Origin of the sequence: Bradyrhizobium sp., assembly GCF_030697065.1 — a bacterium.
Classification (GTDB): domain Bacteria; phylum Pseudomonadota; class Alphaproteobacteria; order Rhizobiales; family Xanthobacteraceae; genus Bradyrhizobium.
The window spans coordinates 15,424-30,453 of sequence record NZ_JAUYQU010000325.1 but is presented as its reverse complement, the minus strand read 5'-3'; the positions used below and the strand labels follow the sequence as shown (position 1 = coordinate 30,453).

The window sequence follows — 15,030 nt, the reverse complement described above, 5'->3', positions numbered from 1 at the left end:
TGGAGCCATTGGTTGGGAGCGCGGGGCTCACGACAGCGATACAACCGGCGTCCAACGCCGGCCGGTTCCGGCAGGAGGCAGAATGAATATTGCAGCTGAATCATCGCGACCGCCTTCGCATTCGACGACGGATCATCGGATCGATGCGGGCAAGCCGGCATTTCTCGGCTTTGGCCTCGGGCTGCGCGCCCAGCACTATGACGAGATCATCACCGGAAACCCGCCGATCGACTGGTTCGAGGTCATCAGCGAAAACTACATGCTGCCCGGTGGCCGGCCGCGCCGGATGCTGGACAGAATTCGCGAACGCTATCCGTTGGTGATGCACGGTGTGTCGCTGTCGATCGCATCGACTGCGCCGCCCAATTTCGAGTACCTGCAGGGCCTGCGTGATCTCGCCCACCAGGTCGAACCGAAATGGATATCGGATCACCTGTGCTGGACCGGCGTCCATGGCAAGTACCTGCACGATCTGCTGCCGATACCCTATACCCGCGAGGCGCTGGATCACGTCGTCAGCCGTGTTCAGCTGGTTCAGGATTATCTAGGCCGTGCCATCGTGCTCGAGAATGTCTCGACCTACGTGCAATTCAGTAACTCCGAAATGACGGAATGGGAGTTCTTGAGCGAGCTTACCCGACGCTCCGGGTGCTGGCTGCTGTTCGACGTCAACAATGTCTATGTCAGCGCGTTCAATCATGGTTACGATCCGCACACCTTTCTCGAGGGCATCCCGGGGGACCGGGTGGTCCAGTTTCACATGGCCGGCCACAGCCATATGGGAACCCATATCATCGATACCCACGATCATCCGGTAAGCGATGATGTCTGGACTCTCTATACCGCGGCGTTGAAGCGCTTCGGTCGCGTTTCGACCATGATCGAGCGCGACGACAACATCCCGCCGCTCGACGAACTCATGGTCGAAGTCAACCGGACCCGCGAGATAGCCGAAAGAATTTTCCGGCCGAGCAGGAAGACGGGATGAGCGACTTCGCGCGGCAGCAGAGCGAATTTCAGCGTGGAATATTGACCGGCGAGGGCTCGGTTCTCGCGGAAATTCTCGACGGCTCGCGGGAAAAGCGCGAAATTCTGTTTGGCGTTTACAGGCATGCCTATGGCTCGCGCTTGGTCGAGGCACTGCGCAACGATCACGGACTGCTGCATACCTATCTCGGCGACGAGATGTTTGATGCGATGGGATATGCCTATGTTGCAGCAAACCCCTCGCAGCATCCGAACCTGCGGTGGTTCTCGCAAGCCCTTCCACGGTTTCTGAAAGCGACGGCGCCTTACAGCAAGTATCCCGTCTTGTCCGAGCTTGCCGCGCTCGAGAAAGCTCTCAACGATGCGTTCGACGCCAGGGACGCTCCGGTCCTTGCCATTGCCGAGATGGCCGGTTTTGCTCCGGAAGTCTGGCAGGATCTCAGATTCAAACCCCACCCCAGCGCCTTCAGGCTCGATCCGACGAGCAATGTGTCTGAGATCTGGCGGGCGCTCAGGAATGACGAAACTCCGCCAGATGCCGTTTTACTGAAAGAACCCTGCAAGCTCCTGATATGGCGCCAGGACTTGATGCCGTTATTCCGTGAGCTTTCCAGCGAAGAAGCCATGATGTGGGATGAGGCGGCGGGCGGAACTCCGTTCGGTGCGCTTTGCTCGATGCTGGCGGCGTATGACGATCCCGAGGGCGCGGCGGCAAGGGGCGCCGGCTATCTGCACGGTTGGGTAACGGCGGGACTTCTGACGGGAGTCTCCGGCGATCGGTGAGAGCCGAGCGCTTTGAGTGGAACTGTCCGTCGGGGACGACGGCCTGACTCCTCAAAACGGATTGGTGACGATGCCGCCGTCGGCCCGGAGCGCCGCGCCATTGGTTGCGCTGGAAGCCTTGGAGCAGACGTAGCAGATCAGGTTCGCCACTTCCTCCGGTGTGGCATAGCGCTGCAGTAGCGACGACGGCCGGCGTTCGGTGAAGGTTCTGGCGGCGAGTTCGTCGGCGGTGGTTCCGAGACCCTTGGCGCGGGCGGCAAGCCGGACCGGCGCCATTTCGACCCAGGTCGGTCCGGGAAGGACCGAATTGACCGTGATGTTGGTGGCCTTGGTTTGTTCGGCGGCGCCGCGTGCGATGGTGAGCTGGGCGGCTTTCGAGAAGCCGTAATGCACCATCTCCTTCGGAATGAAGATCGCGGATTCACTGGAGACGAACACGACGCGGCCCCAGTCCTTGGTATCGAGCATGCGCTTCAGATAGTGCCTTGTCAGTCGCACCCCGCTCATGACGTTGACTTCGAACATTCTGGTCCAGTCGTCGTCCTCGACATCGAAGAAGGGCTTGGGCTCGTAGATGCCGAGATTGTTGACGAGAATGTCGACCTCGGGAAATTGCGCAACCAGCCCGGCGCAACCCTCGGCGCGACCTAGGTCGAACACCGCCGCATGCGCCTTGGCGGCCGGTACGGCCTGTTCGATTCTGGCGATCGCCTCTACGACGGAAGCGGTTTCACGGCCGTTGACGATGACTTCCGCGCCCATTTGCGCCAGTCCGGTGGCGGTGGCGAGCCCGATACCGCGCGTCGAGCCGGTGACCAGCGCGCGTTTTCCGGTGAGGTCGATGTTCATTCTATCACTCCCTTGAGGCGATCCAGCTGCCGCAGTTTGGAGACTGCGATCTATCGACAGGGGTACTGACGCCCGCGGGATCACTTATGCTGGGTTTGCGCCCGGCTGGTCAATCCGGTCCAACGCCAGCAGCAGGGATGCGACGCGGTTGGCGGAGGCGGCCCAATCGGCCAGCCGTACGTAGTTGTCGGTGAACCAGTTGCAGGCGCCCTGCACCACGACAAACGCAGCGGCCGCCTGGACTACCTCGCCGAGCAGCATCGTGCCGGCGACGTATTTCGGCATGCAGAGCAGCAGGCCGACGACCGGCGCCAGCAGTGTATTGCTGTGCGTGACCACGGTCAGGCGCATCAATTGCCAGCAATAATCCAGCCAAGCGGCAATCACCGCCCGCAGCGCCACGCCGACGGTATCGAGCCGGTCCTTGACGTTGTCAGGCAATACCTTGCCTTCTCCACTCTCGCGGATATGGGTGCCGATCGCCCGCAATTCGGCTTCCGTTCGCTTGTTGTCCTCCACGACGCGGGTCAGGCGGCTGCCGATCAGCATCATCGCAACCGCAACGATGATGGAGTAGGCGATCACCGCCAGCACGAGGTAGCCGGGGATGGTCAGGCCGAACATGTCGACGGTCAGGCTGCCTCCCACCGACCAGAGAATGCCGATAAAGGTGATCCCGGTAATCAGCGAGGAGAACAGCCCGAGCACGAGGTCGACCGGCAGGTCGGTGGCAAGCCTGGCGTCCTCGGCGATGCGATATTCCGGGGCCTGATGCTCCCCCGGCATGAATCTGAGGCGGACATAATGGTCGTGCTCCAGCCAGTATCTGTAGAGTTGGCTGCTCAACCAGGCGCGCCATTTCCGTTGCAGGGTCATGCGACCCCATACCGAGAACACGGCGAGCGCGAGGCTGGCCGCGGCCAGCGGCAGGAATTGCCAGGCCTGTGCCAGCAGTTCCGCGCCATCCTTGCGTTCGACGGCATTGAAGAAATCACGGTTCCAGAAATTCAGCGAGTACTGGGTCAACAGCTGCAGCAGCACGGTGGCGATCAGCAGCACGGTCAGCAGCCAGGCCCACGGTGCAGTCGCGCCACGCCAGAAACCACGCGCACTTTGCCAGAAGCGGGCGAGCAGGCGCTGCTCGCTGGGGGCGATGTAGCTGCCGTTATTCATCAGTTGGATTGGACCGGGCGGTCTGCGAGATGATCGGCCTGACCGTCACTTCGGCGACCAGGCGGTGCATGTCCTGCGGCCGGCAAAGATCCGTCCCCGGACTGAGTAGTGCGGCGGAACCGCCCGCCACCCCGTAGCGCAGTGCGGTTTCGAGATCGCCGTTGCTGCCAAGGCTCCAGACCATCGCCGCCAGAAAGCTGTCGCCGGCGCCGGATACGCTGACCGGCTCGATCGGGAGGCCGTTGGCGCGCAAGGCCAGATCGCGCGTGATCAGCAGGGCGCCGTCCGGCCCCATCGAGAGCGCTATCACCTCGACCTGGCCGCGACCGATCAGGCGCCGTCCCGCCTCGATCAGTGCGTTATCGTCCGAGGCCGTCATTGCGGCCAATTCCTGAAACTCGCGAAGGTTGGGCTTGATGAGATAGACGCCTTGTTCGAGCGCCGCCCGCAGGAACCGGCCGGACGCATCCACGATCACCTTGCTGTGGGCCCTGCAAGCCTGCGTCAGTTTACCATAGAAATCTTCCGGTACACCGGCCGGCAAGCTGCCGCTGGCGATCACAAATGCCGGCCGCGGCTCGATACGTTTGAGCTCTTCCAGGCATTGCTGCCATTCGCCGTCGCCGAGCGGCGCGCCCGGAAAGACAAAACGAAATTGCTCGCGAGTGGTCTCGACGAACACCGTCAGATCCTCTCGCGTCGCATTCTGCACGGGGACCGGGATACACCGCACGCCTTCGGTCGCAAGAAGAGCGCCGAGCATTTCTCCAGTTGCGCCGCCGGCCGGGTAGATGGCTGACGCGTCGATGCCCAGCCGCTTGAGAACACGGGCCACATTGATGCCGCCTCCGCCGGGATCGCGGTGGGCAGGCGCGCAACGCATCTTGGTGAATGGCGCCATTTTCTTCACCGACGTCGATGCGTCGACGGCGGGGTTGATGGTGAGGGTAACGATCCCTGTCCGCAGAATTTCAACCAATGCCTTCGACCTCCGCCCGCGCCGCCTTGATCAAATCCGCGTACCAGTGGAACGACGACTTTGGAAGACGTTGCAGCGAGGCATAGTCCACATAGGTCAAGCCGAACCGTTCGCTGTAGCCCGAAGCCCATTCGAAATTGTCAAGCAGCGACCAGACAAAATAACCTCTCACATCGACGCCGGCGGCCGCGGCGGAATTCATCGCGCCGACATAGCCGCGCAGGAAATCGATCCTCCCGCGATCGACCACAGCGCCGGTTTCGTCCGGTGCGTCGAAGCTGCCATATCCGTTTTCGAGCACGTGGATGGGCAGGCCGTAACGTTCATGGACGAGCCGCAGCGTTTCTCCGAAGGCTTCCGGATCGATCGGCCATCCGATCGGGGTCAAGGGCATGCTGGCGGGTTTCTCGCCGAAGTCGTAGCCCAGCATCGCATCGGTCTGCGCCGTTACATAGACCGGGCTGTAGTGGTTCAATCCGAACCAGTCGAGGGGCCGGCAAATGCGCGCGAGGTCGTCCGGCTGCAAGTGCGGCTCGATGACGGTCCGCATCGAGGGTGGATATTCGCCGCGGCATTGTGGATCGGGGAAGGCGCCATTCCAGTAAACGCCGAGGCGTGCGGCCGCGGCCGCGTCGGCTTCGCTCGAACTGGAAGGCAAGCAAGGTTGAAGGTTGTGAATGCAACCGATTGAGGCGTCCTGGACCTTGGCTCGTAACACGTCCACGGCCGCGCCATGGGCGAGATTGACGTGGTGGGTTGCCCGGTAAAGACAGGCTTCGGCGCTGCGGTCCCTCTTGCCGAGCGAGCGGCTGAACAAATTGAAGATCGACGGTTCGTTGAAGGTCGCAAAGCGCTTGATCCGATCACCGAAACGGGCGGCTATCAGCGTTGTGTAGTCGGCGAACCATGTAACCGACTCACGCTTCTGCCATCCGCCGAGATCCTCCAGTGCCTGCGGCAAATCCCAGTGATACAGACAGAGCCAAGGTTCGATGCCGGCGGACAGCAGTTCGTCGATCAGCCGGTCGTAGAAGGCGAGGCCGGGCTCGTTGACCAATCCTCGGCCCTGCGGCAGCACCCGCGGCCACGCAACCGAGAACCGGTAGGCCTGAACGCCGAGCCGCTGCATCAGTGCGACATCCTCGCGGTAGCGGTGATAGTGGTCGCATGCGATATCGCCGGTGTCGCGGTTTCTGATTTCTCCGTTTTGGCAGTAGACGTCCCAGATACTGGGTCCGCGACCGTCTTCCTTGGTCGCGCCTTCGATCTGGAAGCTGGAGGTCGAGACGCCCCAGATGAAATCCGGACGCAGGCCGGCGGTGGAAGGCAGCTGCGATGCCGTTATGGGATGGTTCGAATTCACAATTAATCCTTCCGCCCCGGCCGAAAGCCGACGGCGGTAGCATTAGTCCGGCCGGTGACCGGGCCAGCTTGAGATACATCAACTGCCGCTGGTCAGCCGATGCGACAAATAAGCCACCATTATCTTGCCTTGGGGTGTCCGATTGCAAAAAACCAAATGGGGTGGAATCGTCGATGACCGCTTCCGCGGAAGCGGCTTCTTTCGCGTCGGCCAGCATGACGGCGTGTTCTGGCTGGTCGATCCCGAAGGCGGTCGCTTTATTTCAAAAGGCGTGAATAACGTCAGATTTGATCCGGATCACGTCGGGAATACGGCTCGCGTGCCCTATGCCGACGCGTGTCGGAAAAAGCATGGCACCCAACACCTCTGGCGCGTCGCGGCGGCGGATCGGCTGGCTGGCTGGAACTTCAATACACTGGGTTGTTGGTCGGATGAAGCTGTTGCCACCGCAGGTGCGTCGCCGCTGGCGATAGCGCCCACCAATGCACTCGGGGCCTCCTTCAAGCTGCACCGCCGCGACCAGGTCTTTCCCGATGTATTCGACCCCGCCTTTGCCGCTCATATCCGGGAAGGGGCGAACAAACACTGCGCAAACCGATGTCACCGCGTCGAACTGCTCGGAACCTTCATCGACAATGAACTGTACTGGTCGCCCGACTGGCGGGGTGCTGACGAACTTCTCACATTGTTTCTGAACCTGCCGTCGCACCGACCGGGCCGCGTAGCGGCCATCGCACGGCTGCAGGAGCACTATCGGGAGTTTTCCCAGTTCAACGCGGTCTGGCAGACCCCCGCGCGATCCTGGCAGGAATTGGCTACGATGGGGCGTGTCGAAGCGCCGTTCTTCCGGATGCCTCCCGGAGGCCTGAATGACGCGCTTGAGGTCAAGGCCGACCTCGCCAATCCCGCCCGCGCGGCATTTTCCGCTGATTGCGACGCCTTTCTGGCGATCGTTGCCGATCGATATTTCGAGCTGTGCGTCTCGGCCATCAAGGCCGCCGACCCCAATCACCTCGTCATTGGCTCCCGCTTCGGCTACCAGGCAAAATCGAGCGTGATCGCCGCTGCGGCCCGCTATCTCGACGTGATCTCGTTCAATTGCTACGAACTCGATGCGACCTCGCAGATCGAGACCTATGCCGCCAGTGGCAAGCCGTGCCTGATCTCCGAATTTGCATTCCGCGGCGATGATGTCGGCCTGCCCAACAGCCACGGGGCCGGGCCCAGGGTCGCCAGTCAGACCGAGCGGGCGCGGTGCTTCGAGCGCTACGTCACCGCCGCCCTGCGCCACCCCTCGGTGGTCGGCTATCACTGGTTCGAGCATGCCGACCAGCCGGCGGAAGGGCGGTTTGACGGCGAGAATTCGAATTACGGCACGGTGACGATCGAAGACGATCCCTATGTCGAGTTGACGGAGACGATGACCAGGGTCAATGCCCTGGCGGAGCGGATTCACGCCGGAACCTTGCCTGGCGACTAGTGAATTAGCCCGAACCCGGCCGACATTGAGCAAGGTCGGCCCTCATTCATAGCGTAGCGCTTCGATCGGATCGAGCCGGGCTGCCTTGCGGGCTGGATAATAGCCAAAAAAGATGCCGACGGCCGCCGAGAACAGGAACCCGCCGGCGATGGCTGCCAGCGATATCGGCGCCGGCCAGCCGGTGACGGCAGCGATCGCCAGCGAAAGGGCCGCGCCGATCACAATTCCGACGATGCCGCCGCTGACGCTGATGAAGATCGCCTCGGCCAGAAACTGCAGCAGCACGTGCAACCGGCGGGCGCCGATCGCCATCCGCAGCCCGATCTCGCGCGTCCGCTCCGTCACCGAGACCAGCAGGATGTTCATGATGCCGATGCCGCCGACCAGAAGCGATATCGATGCCACCGAGGCGAGCAGGAGCGCCATGATGCGGCTGCTGCCCTCCGCGGTCTCGGCGATCTGGCTGAGATTGCGAACCGAAAAGTCATTGCTGGCGCCCGGACGGATGCGGTGACGGCGGGCCAGAATATCGGTGGCCTGGCTGATCGCGGTATGGATGCTGTTCTGGTCCACCGCCTGCACGTAGATCTGATTCACGAAGCCGGTCAGGCGCGGCTGCAGCCCATAGGGATTTGGCGGCGCCGGATAGATCCAGTTGATGGCGGTTTGCGCTTGGCTTGGCGCCGCCACCCCGAGAATCTTGCGCTCGGCCGTCGTAAAGGGAACCATGATGAGATCGTCCTGGTCCTGGCCGAACGACGTCTGGCCCTTGCTGCCGAGCACCCCGATCACCCGCAACGAGACGCCTTTGGCCTGCACCAGCGCGCCGATCGGATTCTGCGATGCGCCGAACAACTGCCGACGCACGGTCTCGCCGAGCACGACGACCAGCCCGGCGCTCCGCTCGTCCTCCGATGTGATCGCTCGCCCGGCGGCGATCTGCCAGTTTGTCATCGGCGGGTAGTTGAAACTGACGCCCTGTATGCCGGTGGTCCAGTTCTGGCTGGCGAACCGGATCTGCCCGGACTGGCGGATGAGATAGCTCACTTCGCCTGCGGCCGCCGCTTCCCTGCGAATTGCCTGAACGTCGGCCACGGTCAGTGTCGATGCGCTGCCGGATCCGCCGCGTGCGCCGCCGCTGGTGGCGGCGCCCGGCACGATCACCACCAGGTTGGTGCCGAGCCTCGCGATTTCCTTGCGGACCGCCTCGTTGGCCCCTTGGCCGAGCGACACCATGACAATCAGGGCGGCGACGCCGATGAATACCCCGAGCATGGTCAGTCCCGAACGCATCTTGTTGCGCCAGATTGCCTCCGCGGCCGCCGTCATTACCATCCACGCGAACGGCCATGACGCGCCCGACGATGCCGCGAAGCGTGGCGGCATCGCCCGCGAGGGAAGGGGCTGTTCGCGTGGCGGGCCGGCCGCAGCCGATCCCGGCGGGGCGGTCGCTTCCAGCCTTGGCTTGCGCACATCCGAAATGATCTGGCCATCGCGCATGGTCAGCACGCGGTCGGCAAAGGCGGCGACGTCGGACTCGTGGGTCACCACGATGATGGTGACGCCCTGTTCGCGGTTAAGCGCGGTCAGGGTTTGCATGATCTCGTGAGAGTTGCGGGTATCGAGATTGCCGGTCGGCTCGTCCGCCAGTAGCAGGCTCGGCTGATTGATCAGGGCGCGTGCGATCGCGACGCGCTGCTGCTGCCCGCCGGAGAGCTGGCCGGGGGTGTTGCGTTCGCGGTCGCGCAGCCCGAGCTTGTCCAGAACCGCGCGCGCCCGCTCGAAGCGCACCCGCGCCTGGCCCTGGCCGGACCTGGCGTACAAAAGTGGCAGGGCGACGTTGTCGATGGCGCTGGTGCGCGGCAGCAGATTGAAGCTCTGGAACACAAAGCCGAGCCGCTCGCTGCGCAGGCCCGCGAGATCGGGCTCGGAAAGCTGCGCCACGTCGATGCCGTCGAACCGGTAGTGGCCGGAACTCGGCCGGTCGAGGCAACCCAGGATCGACATCAGCGTCGACTTGCCCGATCCGGACGCACCCATGATGGCGATGAATTCGCCATGCTCGACCGTCAGGTTGACGTCGCGAAGCGCATGCACGTCGACATCACCGACGCGATATGTCCGCGACACGTCTTCAATCCTGATGACCGGCTGCGCCATTTCAGTGCATCGTCGCTCTATCGGCTGTTCAATCAAAGACGCGGTCGCGGCACGCTCGCGCGCGTCTTTGCCGCACTGCGCGCCTCACCGAGGATCACACTGTCGCCGGGCCTGAGATCGCCCTGAGCAATCTCGGTAAATTCGTCGTCGTCGAGGCCGGTCGAAACCTGAATTGGCGTGGGCTTGCCGTCGCGAAGGACCCAGATCCGCGGCTGGGCCGTTTCGCGAACGGCGTTTCCGGTCGGGACATAGCGCAACGCCTGGTTCGGAACCCGCAGCACGTCGGTACGCTGAGCGATCAGGATACGGGTCGCGGCCGTGAGGCCCGGCTTGAGCGCGAGATCGGAATTCTCGACGCCGACGACGACATCGTAGGTGACGATGTTCTGCACCGTTTGCGGGGACTGCCGAACCTGGCTTACCGTACCCTCGAAGATTCGTTTGGGATAGGCGTCGACGGTGAAGGTCGCCTTGTTGCCCTGCTTGACGCCGCCGATGTCGCTTTCGCTGACATTGGCGTCGACCTGCATTTTCGTGAGGTCGGTCGCAATCAGGAACAACGTGGGAGTCTGAAAACTGGCGGCCACGGTCTGCCCGATGGTGACGTTGCGCGAAACCACGGTGCCATCCACCGGCGAGATGATCCTGGTGTAATCGAGATTGACCTGTGCCGCGTCGAGCACAGCCTGGCGCTGCAGGATGGTCGCTTCGTCGAATGTAATCTGGGCCAGCGCCTGCAGGTACTCGCTGTGGGCGCTGTCATAGGCGTCTTTCGATACAGCCTTGGTTTCGACCAGCGTCGACAGACGTTCATATGCAACCTTGGCATAGGCCAGCGACGCCTTGTCCTTCTCCAGCTGTGCTCTTGCGACGGCGAGATTGGCCTTCGCCTGATCGACGATGCTCTGGTAGGGGCGTCCGTCGATCCTGGCGCAAATCTGTCCGCGCTTCACCTGCGTATTGTAATCGCAGGTTAACTCCTGGATCACGCCGGAGACATAGGTCCCGACGATGATGGTCAATTCCGGATTGACAGTGCCGGTGGCGTTAATACTGCGGGCAATTTCGCCGGTGGTAACCGGCGCGGTTTCATATCGAACAACGGGGTCGCCGCCGACCGACCACCAGATGCCGCCGGCTGCCGCAAGCAGCAATGCCAGGACGGCCAAGATGATCCAGCGCCGGGTCGCCAATCCCGATCGCGCCGGCGCTTCCCCGACCCGACTCATCGCTGATGCAGGCGGCGCGTGTGGCAATGCTTCCCCGCTTTCGCCGGTACCCAACTGCTTGTTCATGTCGCTTGGGCTCCGGGTGGATTTGCCAGCAAACGCGAAGCCTAGTGTGCGACTTGATCTGGATTGTTGATTGGGATCAAGGTTGGTCCCGCAATGCGGAATTTGCCGTATCCTTGACTCGCCGGCAGCCATCCTCTTCTGTTCGCGAACCGCGTCGCGCGGTCACTCTCCGCCGGGAAAAACAAGAAAATGATAGTCGAACGGAAGATGTCGCCGACGCATGAAGCACCGTATCTCGGGTTGCGGGTGCTGGATTTCGGGCAGGGCATCGCGTCGCCCTATTGCGCGATGTTGCTGGGTGTCTACGGCGCCGAAGTGATCAAGGTCGAACCGCCCGAGGGCGACTGGTCGCGCTATCTCGGAACCACCTATGGCAGCCATACCGCGCTTTCGGCGGTCTATAACAGGGGCAAGCGCAGCCTGTGCATCGACCTGAAGCATGCCGAGGGGATCGCGATCGCCAGGCGCCTCGCCGCCGCAAGCGACGTGCTGGTCGAAGGCTTTCGCCCCGGCGTCGCGGCGCGCTTGGGCATTGGTTATGAGGAACTGTCGCGCGACAATCCGGGTCTGATCTATCTGTCGGTCTCTGGCTTCGGGCAGGACGGTCCCTATTCGAAGCGCCCGGGCTCGGATTCGGTGGCACAGGCCTTTTCCGGCCTGGTCTCGGTCCCGGCAACGACAGGATTCCGCACCGGGTCGGCCACACCATCTCCGATGTCGCGACCGGCGTCTATGCGTTCCAGGCCATTGCCACCGCGTTGTTCGCCCGTGCTGCCGTCGGTACCGGCCGCTGGATCGACGTCAATCTCGCGCAGTCCACCGCAGCCCTGCTTGGCCACAAGGCCGCCGAATATGTGCTTGAGGGCGGAACCCCGCGCGCGCTCAACGTGCCGGCTGGCTCGTATCAGACCAGCGATGGCTGGATCATGGTCACCTTGGTCAACGAGGCGCAGTACAAGCGGCTCTGCACCGCAATCGAGCGCGAGGATCTCGCCAGCGATCCGCGCTATCAGGATTTTGCCAGACGCGCGGACTCGGCCGATCTACTGATGGCACAATTGCGCGGAGTGTTCCTGACCGGGACCAGCGAAACCTGGCTCGGTCGGCTTCATGCGGCGGATGTCATCGCCGAGCGCATCCTCACTCCCGTCGACTGGCTGCACAATGTACACGTCGAGGCGACCAGGGCCGCAGTCTGCCAGGACACACCCGGCATCGGCAAGGTTTACGCCGCGCGAACGCCGGGCATCGCGGGCCCATCCGAGGATGGCTTGCGGCCGGCGCCGGATATCGGCGCCGACAGCTGCGAAGTGCTGCTCGAAGCCGGATTCGATTCCGGTGCGATCGACGGCTTGATCAGCGCCGGCATTGTCCGCACCTCCGGCCGATAGGCCGCCCAAGCATACCCGGCGCTGGCGAGCGTTACCGTTACTGAAGTAAACACCTGAAAAGGGGGACAGCATGGCAGGACTTTATTTCGAAGAATTCGAGGTCGGCCGGGAATATCATCATGAGTTCAGCCGGACCGTTACCGAGATGGACAACACCATGTTCAGCCTGATGACGATGAATCCGCAGCCGCTGCATCTCGACGCCCATTTCTCTGAAAATACCGAATTCGGCCAGCGGCTGTTCAACAGTCTCTATACGCTCGGCATCATGATCGGCATGAGCGTCTACGACACCACGCTCGGCACCACTATCGGCAATCTCGGCATGACCGACGTCAAGTTTCCAAAACCGGTGTTTCACGGCGATACGCTGAAGGCGCATACCAAAATCATCTCCAAGCGCCTCAGCCAGTCGCGACCGACCCAGGGCATCGTGGAATTCGAGCACACCGCGACCAACCAGCGCGGCGAGGTGGTGGCCAGTTGCCGCCGTACCGGCCTGATGCATTGCAAACCTCAACCGAAGGCCTGAATCGATGCGCTCATTTCTGTTCGTTCCCGGCGACAGCGTCCGGAAATTCGACAGCGCGAAGAAGACCGCGGCCGACGCGCTGATCCTCGATCTCGAGGATTCAATCGCGCCGGATCAGAAGGTCACTGCTCGCGGCATCACCCGCGAGATGCTGGACGCGCGTAATCCCGCCCAGAAGATCTACATCCGCGTCAACGCGCTCGATACCGGGATGACGCTCGGCGACCTCGCCGCTGTGATGCCGGGCCGTCCCGACGGCATCGTACTGCCAAAATGCGCCGGGGCCGCCGACGTCAATCACCTGGCGCTGTATCTCGACGCCTTCGAGGCAGCGTCCGGAACCGAGCAGGGCACCACGCGGATCGTCGTGGTCGCGACCGAGACCGCGCGGGCGGTGACGAAACTGCTCGACTTCGAAGGCGCCAGTCTGCGGCTGTGGGGCATGATGTGGGGTGCCGAGGATCTTGCGGCCTCGCTCGGCGCCTCGCGCAACCGCACCAATGGCCGCTTTCACGGCCCGTTCCTCTTGGCGCGTGACCTCTGCCTGATCAGCGCCGCCGCGATCGGGGTGGTGGCGATCGACACCATCGCCACCGACATCGACGATCTCGCTGGCCTGAAGGAAGAGGCGATCGCCGCCCGTCAGGACGGGTTCCTGTCGAAGGCGGTGATCCATCCCAAGCATGTCGATGTCGTCAATGCCGCTTTCATGCCGACGGAAGAGGAAATCGCCTGGTCGCAGAAAATCGTCAAGGCCTTCGATGACAATCCCAATTCGGGCGTGGTGAAGATCGACGGCAAGATGATCGACAAGCCGCATCTGCGCGCGGCGGTGAAAATCCTGGCGCTGGTGGAAACAAAGCGCTGAGGCTCGCGACAACGCCAGGCAGCGCACTCAATCCCGTAACCGCCGCAACGAAGCGACGGGGTGTGTGCCGCGAGCGGAATATACCCGCGCGCCGACTCCACTACGAGCTGAGGAAACAGCCGGCAAATAAAGGTTACGTTGTGTCTTTCGCGCAACTGGCATTTGCCAAGGACTTGCCTAAGATTGGCCACGATTCAAAAAAAGGGGCCAATTTCATGAAAATCAAGAACAATTTTCTCACTGCTCCCCTGCGGACCATTCATTCCTAGCCCGTAAGTCCGCTAGCCCCGGAGAGCCGCGCCTCAGGCAGCCCTTCGGCTTTTCTGCTTCAAGGAATTAATTCCTGTCGATCCGCGACCCGCGCGATCGCTGGATTCGTGCGTCCAAAATCAACCGAAACCTCAACCAAAAGGATGGAATCTGACATGCATACGCCTACCAGAATATCCGTACTTGTCCGTTCATGCGCAGCTTTCGTTGCTGCGGCAAGCGTGGTTTTCACTGCCACTGCTCATGCCGGCGATGCGCCGGTCGTACGCTCACTTCCGTCCTGGACCGGGTTTTACGCCGGGGTCCACGGCGGCTGGGGCTGGGGCAAAACACAGGTTGAGGATCCCATCTTCAGCCCGCCATTCAATCCGACTGAGTCGACATACAGCGGGCCTCTCGCCGGAGGTCAGTTCGGCGCGAACTGGCAACTGGGAAATTTCGTCGTTGGCGCGGAGATCGACGGCTCCTGGGCCTTCGTGCGGGGCAATACCAATCGAAACCAGACCATCATTACGTCCAGCACCAACAACGGCATCGGCTATCGGGCGCTTGCCACCGGAACCGGACGCCTGGGTTACGCCATGGGGCAATGGCTGGCCTATGCAAAGGGCGGCGTGGCGTGGGCCGACATGGAGATCACGACCCAATTCACGCCGCTCCCCACCACGTATGAGCGAAGGCTGTTCGGCGCAGTCGGCGGCGTCGGCCTGGAAGTGGCGTTCCTGCGAAACGTCTCGGCCAAGGTCGAATACAACCTGATCTACATCCCGACCGATCACCTCGTCTATGCGAACCTCAACACGACCTCCAGCCTCGATCACCTTGTCCAGGTGGTGAAGGCCGGCATCAACGTGCGCTTTGGCGACGGCTCAGTTCCAGCGCGCTAACTCGCCCATTCAT

12 protein-coding genes and 1 pseudogene are annotated in these 15,030 nt (G+C 62.4%); 7 read left to right on the top strand and 6 right to left on the bottom strand.

Annotation, left to right across the window (positions count from 1 at the left end; all coding sequences use genetic code 11):
• The first annotated feature begins 82 nt into the window (after nucleotides 1-82).
• Nucleotides 83-988, top strand: a complete 906-nt coding sequence (locus tag Q8R73_RS25735) for a DUF692 domain-containing protein (protein ID WP_305722355.1) — start codon at nucleotides 83-85, stop codon at nucleotides 986-988.
• Entirely contained in the window at nucleotides 985-1,770 is a 786-nt protein-coding gene (locus tag Q8R73_RS25730; RefSeq protein ID WP_305722354.1) for a DUF2063 domain-containing protein, read from the top strand. Before Q8R73_RS25735 ends, Q8R73_RS25730 begins: the two co-directional genes overlap by 4 nt.
• 51 nt (nucleotides 1,771-1,821) lie before the next feature.
• On the opposite strand, the gene Q8R73_RS25725 is transcribed toward Q8R73_RS25730, so the two are convergent.
• The 4 genes from Q8R73_RS25725 to Q8R73_RS25710 all read right to left on the bottom strand — a co-directional run bounded on the left by Q8R73_RS25725 (nucleotide 1,822) and on the right by Q8R73_RS25710 (nucleotide 6,116).
• The gene (locus Q8R73_RS25725) at nucleotides 1,822-2,619 is read right to left on the bottom strand and encodes an SDR family NAD(P)-dependent oxidoreductase (protein WP_305722353.1); all 798 of its coding nucleotides are present in this window, start codon (nucleotides 2,617-2,619) and stop codon (nucleotides 1,822-1,824) included.
• An 84-nt stretch (nucleotides 2,620-2,703) separates the two neighbouring features.
• Nucleotides 2,704-3,792: an SbmA/BacA-like family transporter gene (locus tag Q8R73_RS25720; protein ID WP_305722352.1), complete on the bottom strand. Its 1,089-nt coding sequence runs from the start codon at nucleotides 3,790-3,792 to the stop codon at nucleotides 2,704-2,706.
• The gene (locus Q8R73_RS25715) at nucleotides 3,785-4,771 is read right to left on the bottom strand and encodes a 1-phosphofructokinase family hexose kinase (protein WP_305722351.1); all 987 of its coding nucleotides are present in this window, start codon (nucleotides 4,769-4,771) and stop codon (nucleotides 3,785-3,787) included. Before Q8R73_RS25715 ends, Q8R73_RS25720 begins: the two co-directional genes overlap by 8 nt.
• Nucleotides 4,764-6,116 carry a GH1 family beta-glucosidase gene (locus tag Q8R73_RS25710; RefSeq protein WP_305722382.1) on the bottom strand — a complete coding sequence of 451 codons (1,353 nt, stop codon included), beginning with the start codon at nucleotides 6,114-6,116 and terminating at the stop codon, nucleotides 4,764-4,766. Before Q8R73_RS25710 ends, Q8R73_RS25715 begins: the two co-directional genes overlap by 8 nt.
• Nucleotides 6,117-6,357: 241 nt before the next feature.
• Here Q8R73_RS25710 and Q8R73_RS25705 point away from each other — a divergent pair, with 241 nt between their 5' ends.
• On the top strand, nucleotides 6,358-7,614 hold the full coding sequence (locus Q8R73_RS25705) for an agarase (protein ID WP_371126177.1): 1,257 nt from the start codon (nucleotides 6,358-6,360) through the stop codon (nucleotides 7,612-7,614).
• 42 nt (nucleotides 7,615-7,656) lie between these two features.
• On the opposite strand, the gene Q8R73_RS25700 is transcribed toward Q8R73_RS25705, so the two are convergent.
• Together Q8R73_RS25700 and Q8R73_RS25695 are read right to left on the bottom strand one after the other, a co-directional pair.
• Nucleotides 7,657-9,744 carry an ABC transporter permease gene (locus Q8R73_RS25700; RefSeq protein ID WP_305722349.1) on the bottom strand — a complete coding sequence of 696 codons (2,088 nt, stop codon included), beginning with the start codon at nucleotides 9,742-9,744 and terminating at the stop codon, nucleotides 7,657-7,659.
• 62 nt (nucleotides 9,745-9,806) lie between these two features.
• Nucleotides 9,807-11,201 carry an efflux RND transporter periplasmic adaptor subunit gene (locus Q8R73_RS25695; protein WP_305722348.1) on the bottom strand — a complete coding sequence of 465 codons (1,395 nt, stop codon included), beginning with the start codon at nucleotides 11,199-11,201 and terminating at the stop codon, nucleotides 9,807-9,809.
• Nucleotides 11,202-11,258: 57 nt separating this feature from the next.
• Between Q8R73_RS25695 and Q8R73_RS25690 the strand changes: the two are divergent.
• The 4 genes and pseudogenes from Q8R73_RS25690 (at nucleotide 11,259) to Q8R73_RS25675 (ending at nucleotide 15,017) form a co-directional block, all read left to right on the top strand.
• Nucleotides 11,259-12,460, top strand: a pseudogene (locus tag Q8R73_RS25690) (CaiB/BaiF CoA transferase family protein).
• Nucleotides 12,461-12,530: 70 nt separating this feature from the next.
• Nucleotides 12,531-12,992, top strand: a complete 462-nt coding sequence (locus tag Q8R73_RS25685) for a MaoC family dehydratase (RefSeq protein ID WP_305722347.1) — start codon at nucleotides 12,531-12,533, stop codon at nucleotides 12,990-12,992.
• A gap of 4 nt (nucleotides 12,993-12,996) precedes the next feature.
• Nucleotides 12,997-13,860 carry a CoA ester lyase gene (locus tag Q8R73_RS25680; RefSeq protein ID WP_305722346.1) on the top strand — a complete coding sequence of 288 codons (864 nt, stop codon included), beginning with the start codon at nucleotides 12,997-12,999 and terminating at the stop codon, nucleotides 13,858-13,860.
• Nucleotides 13,861-14,285: 425 nt separating this feature from the next.
• The gene (locus tag Q8R73_RS25675) at nucleotides 14,286-15,017 is read left to right on the top strand and encodes an outer membrane protein (protein WP_305722345.1); all 732 of its coding nucleotides are present in this window, start codon (nucleotides 14,286-14,288) and stop codon (nucleotides 15,015-15,017) included.
• Nucleotides 15,018-15,030 lie beyond the last annotated feature (13 nt).

Excerpts from the sequence above, each read along its gene's own strand:
- Q8R73_RS25680 (WP_305722346.1), top strand. The coding sequence starts at position 12,997 with ATGCGCTCATTTCTGTTCGTTCCCGGCGACAGCGTCCGGAAATTCGAC.
- Q8R73_RS25720 (WP_305722352.1), bottom strand. The coding sequence starts at position 3,792 with ATGAATAACGGCAGCTACATCGCCCCCAGCGAGCAGCGCCTGCTCGCC.
- Q8R73_RS25695 (WP_305722348.1), bottom strand. The coding sequence starts at position 11,201 with ATGGCTGCCGGCGAGTCAAGGATACGGCAAATTCCGCATTGCGGGACC.
- Q8R73_RS25725 (WP_305722353.1), bottom strand. The coding sequence starts at position 2,619 with ATGAACATCGACCTCACCGGAAAACGCGCGCTGGTCACCGGCTCGACG.
- Q8R73_RS25685 (WP_305722347.1), top strand. The coding sequence starts at position 12,531 with ATGGCAGGACTTTATTTCGAAGAATTCGAGGTCGGCCGGGAATATCAT.
- Q8R73_RS25675 (WP_305722345.1), top strand. The coding sequence starts at position 14,286 with ATGCATACGCCTACCAGAATATCCGTACTTGTCCGTTCATGCGCAGCT.
- Q8R73_RS25730 (WP_305722354.1), top strand. The coding sequence starts at position 985 with ATGAGCGACTTCGCGCGGCAGCAGAGCGAATTTCAGCGTGGAATATTG.
- Q8R73_RS25735 (WP_305722355.1), top strand. The coding sequence starts at position 83 with ATGAATATTGCAGCTGAATCATCGCGACCGCCTTCGCATTCGACGACG.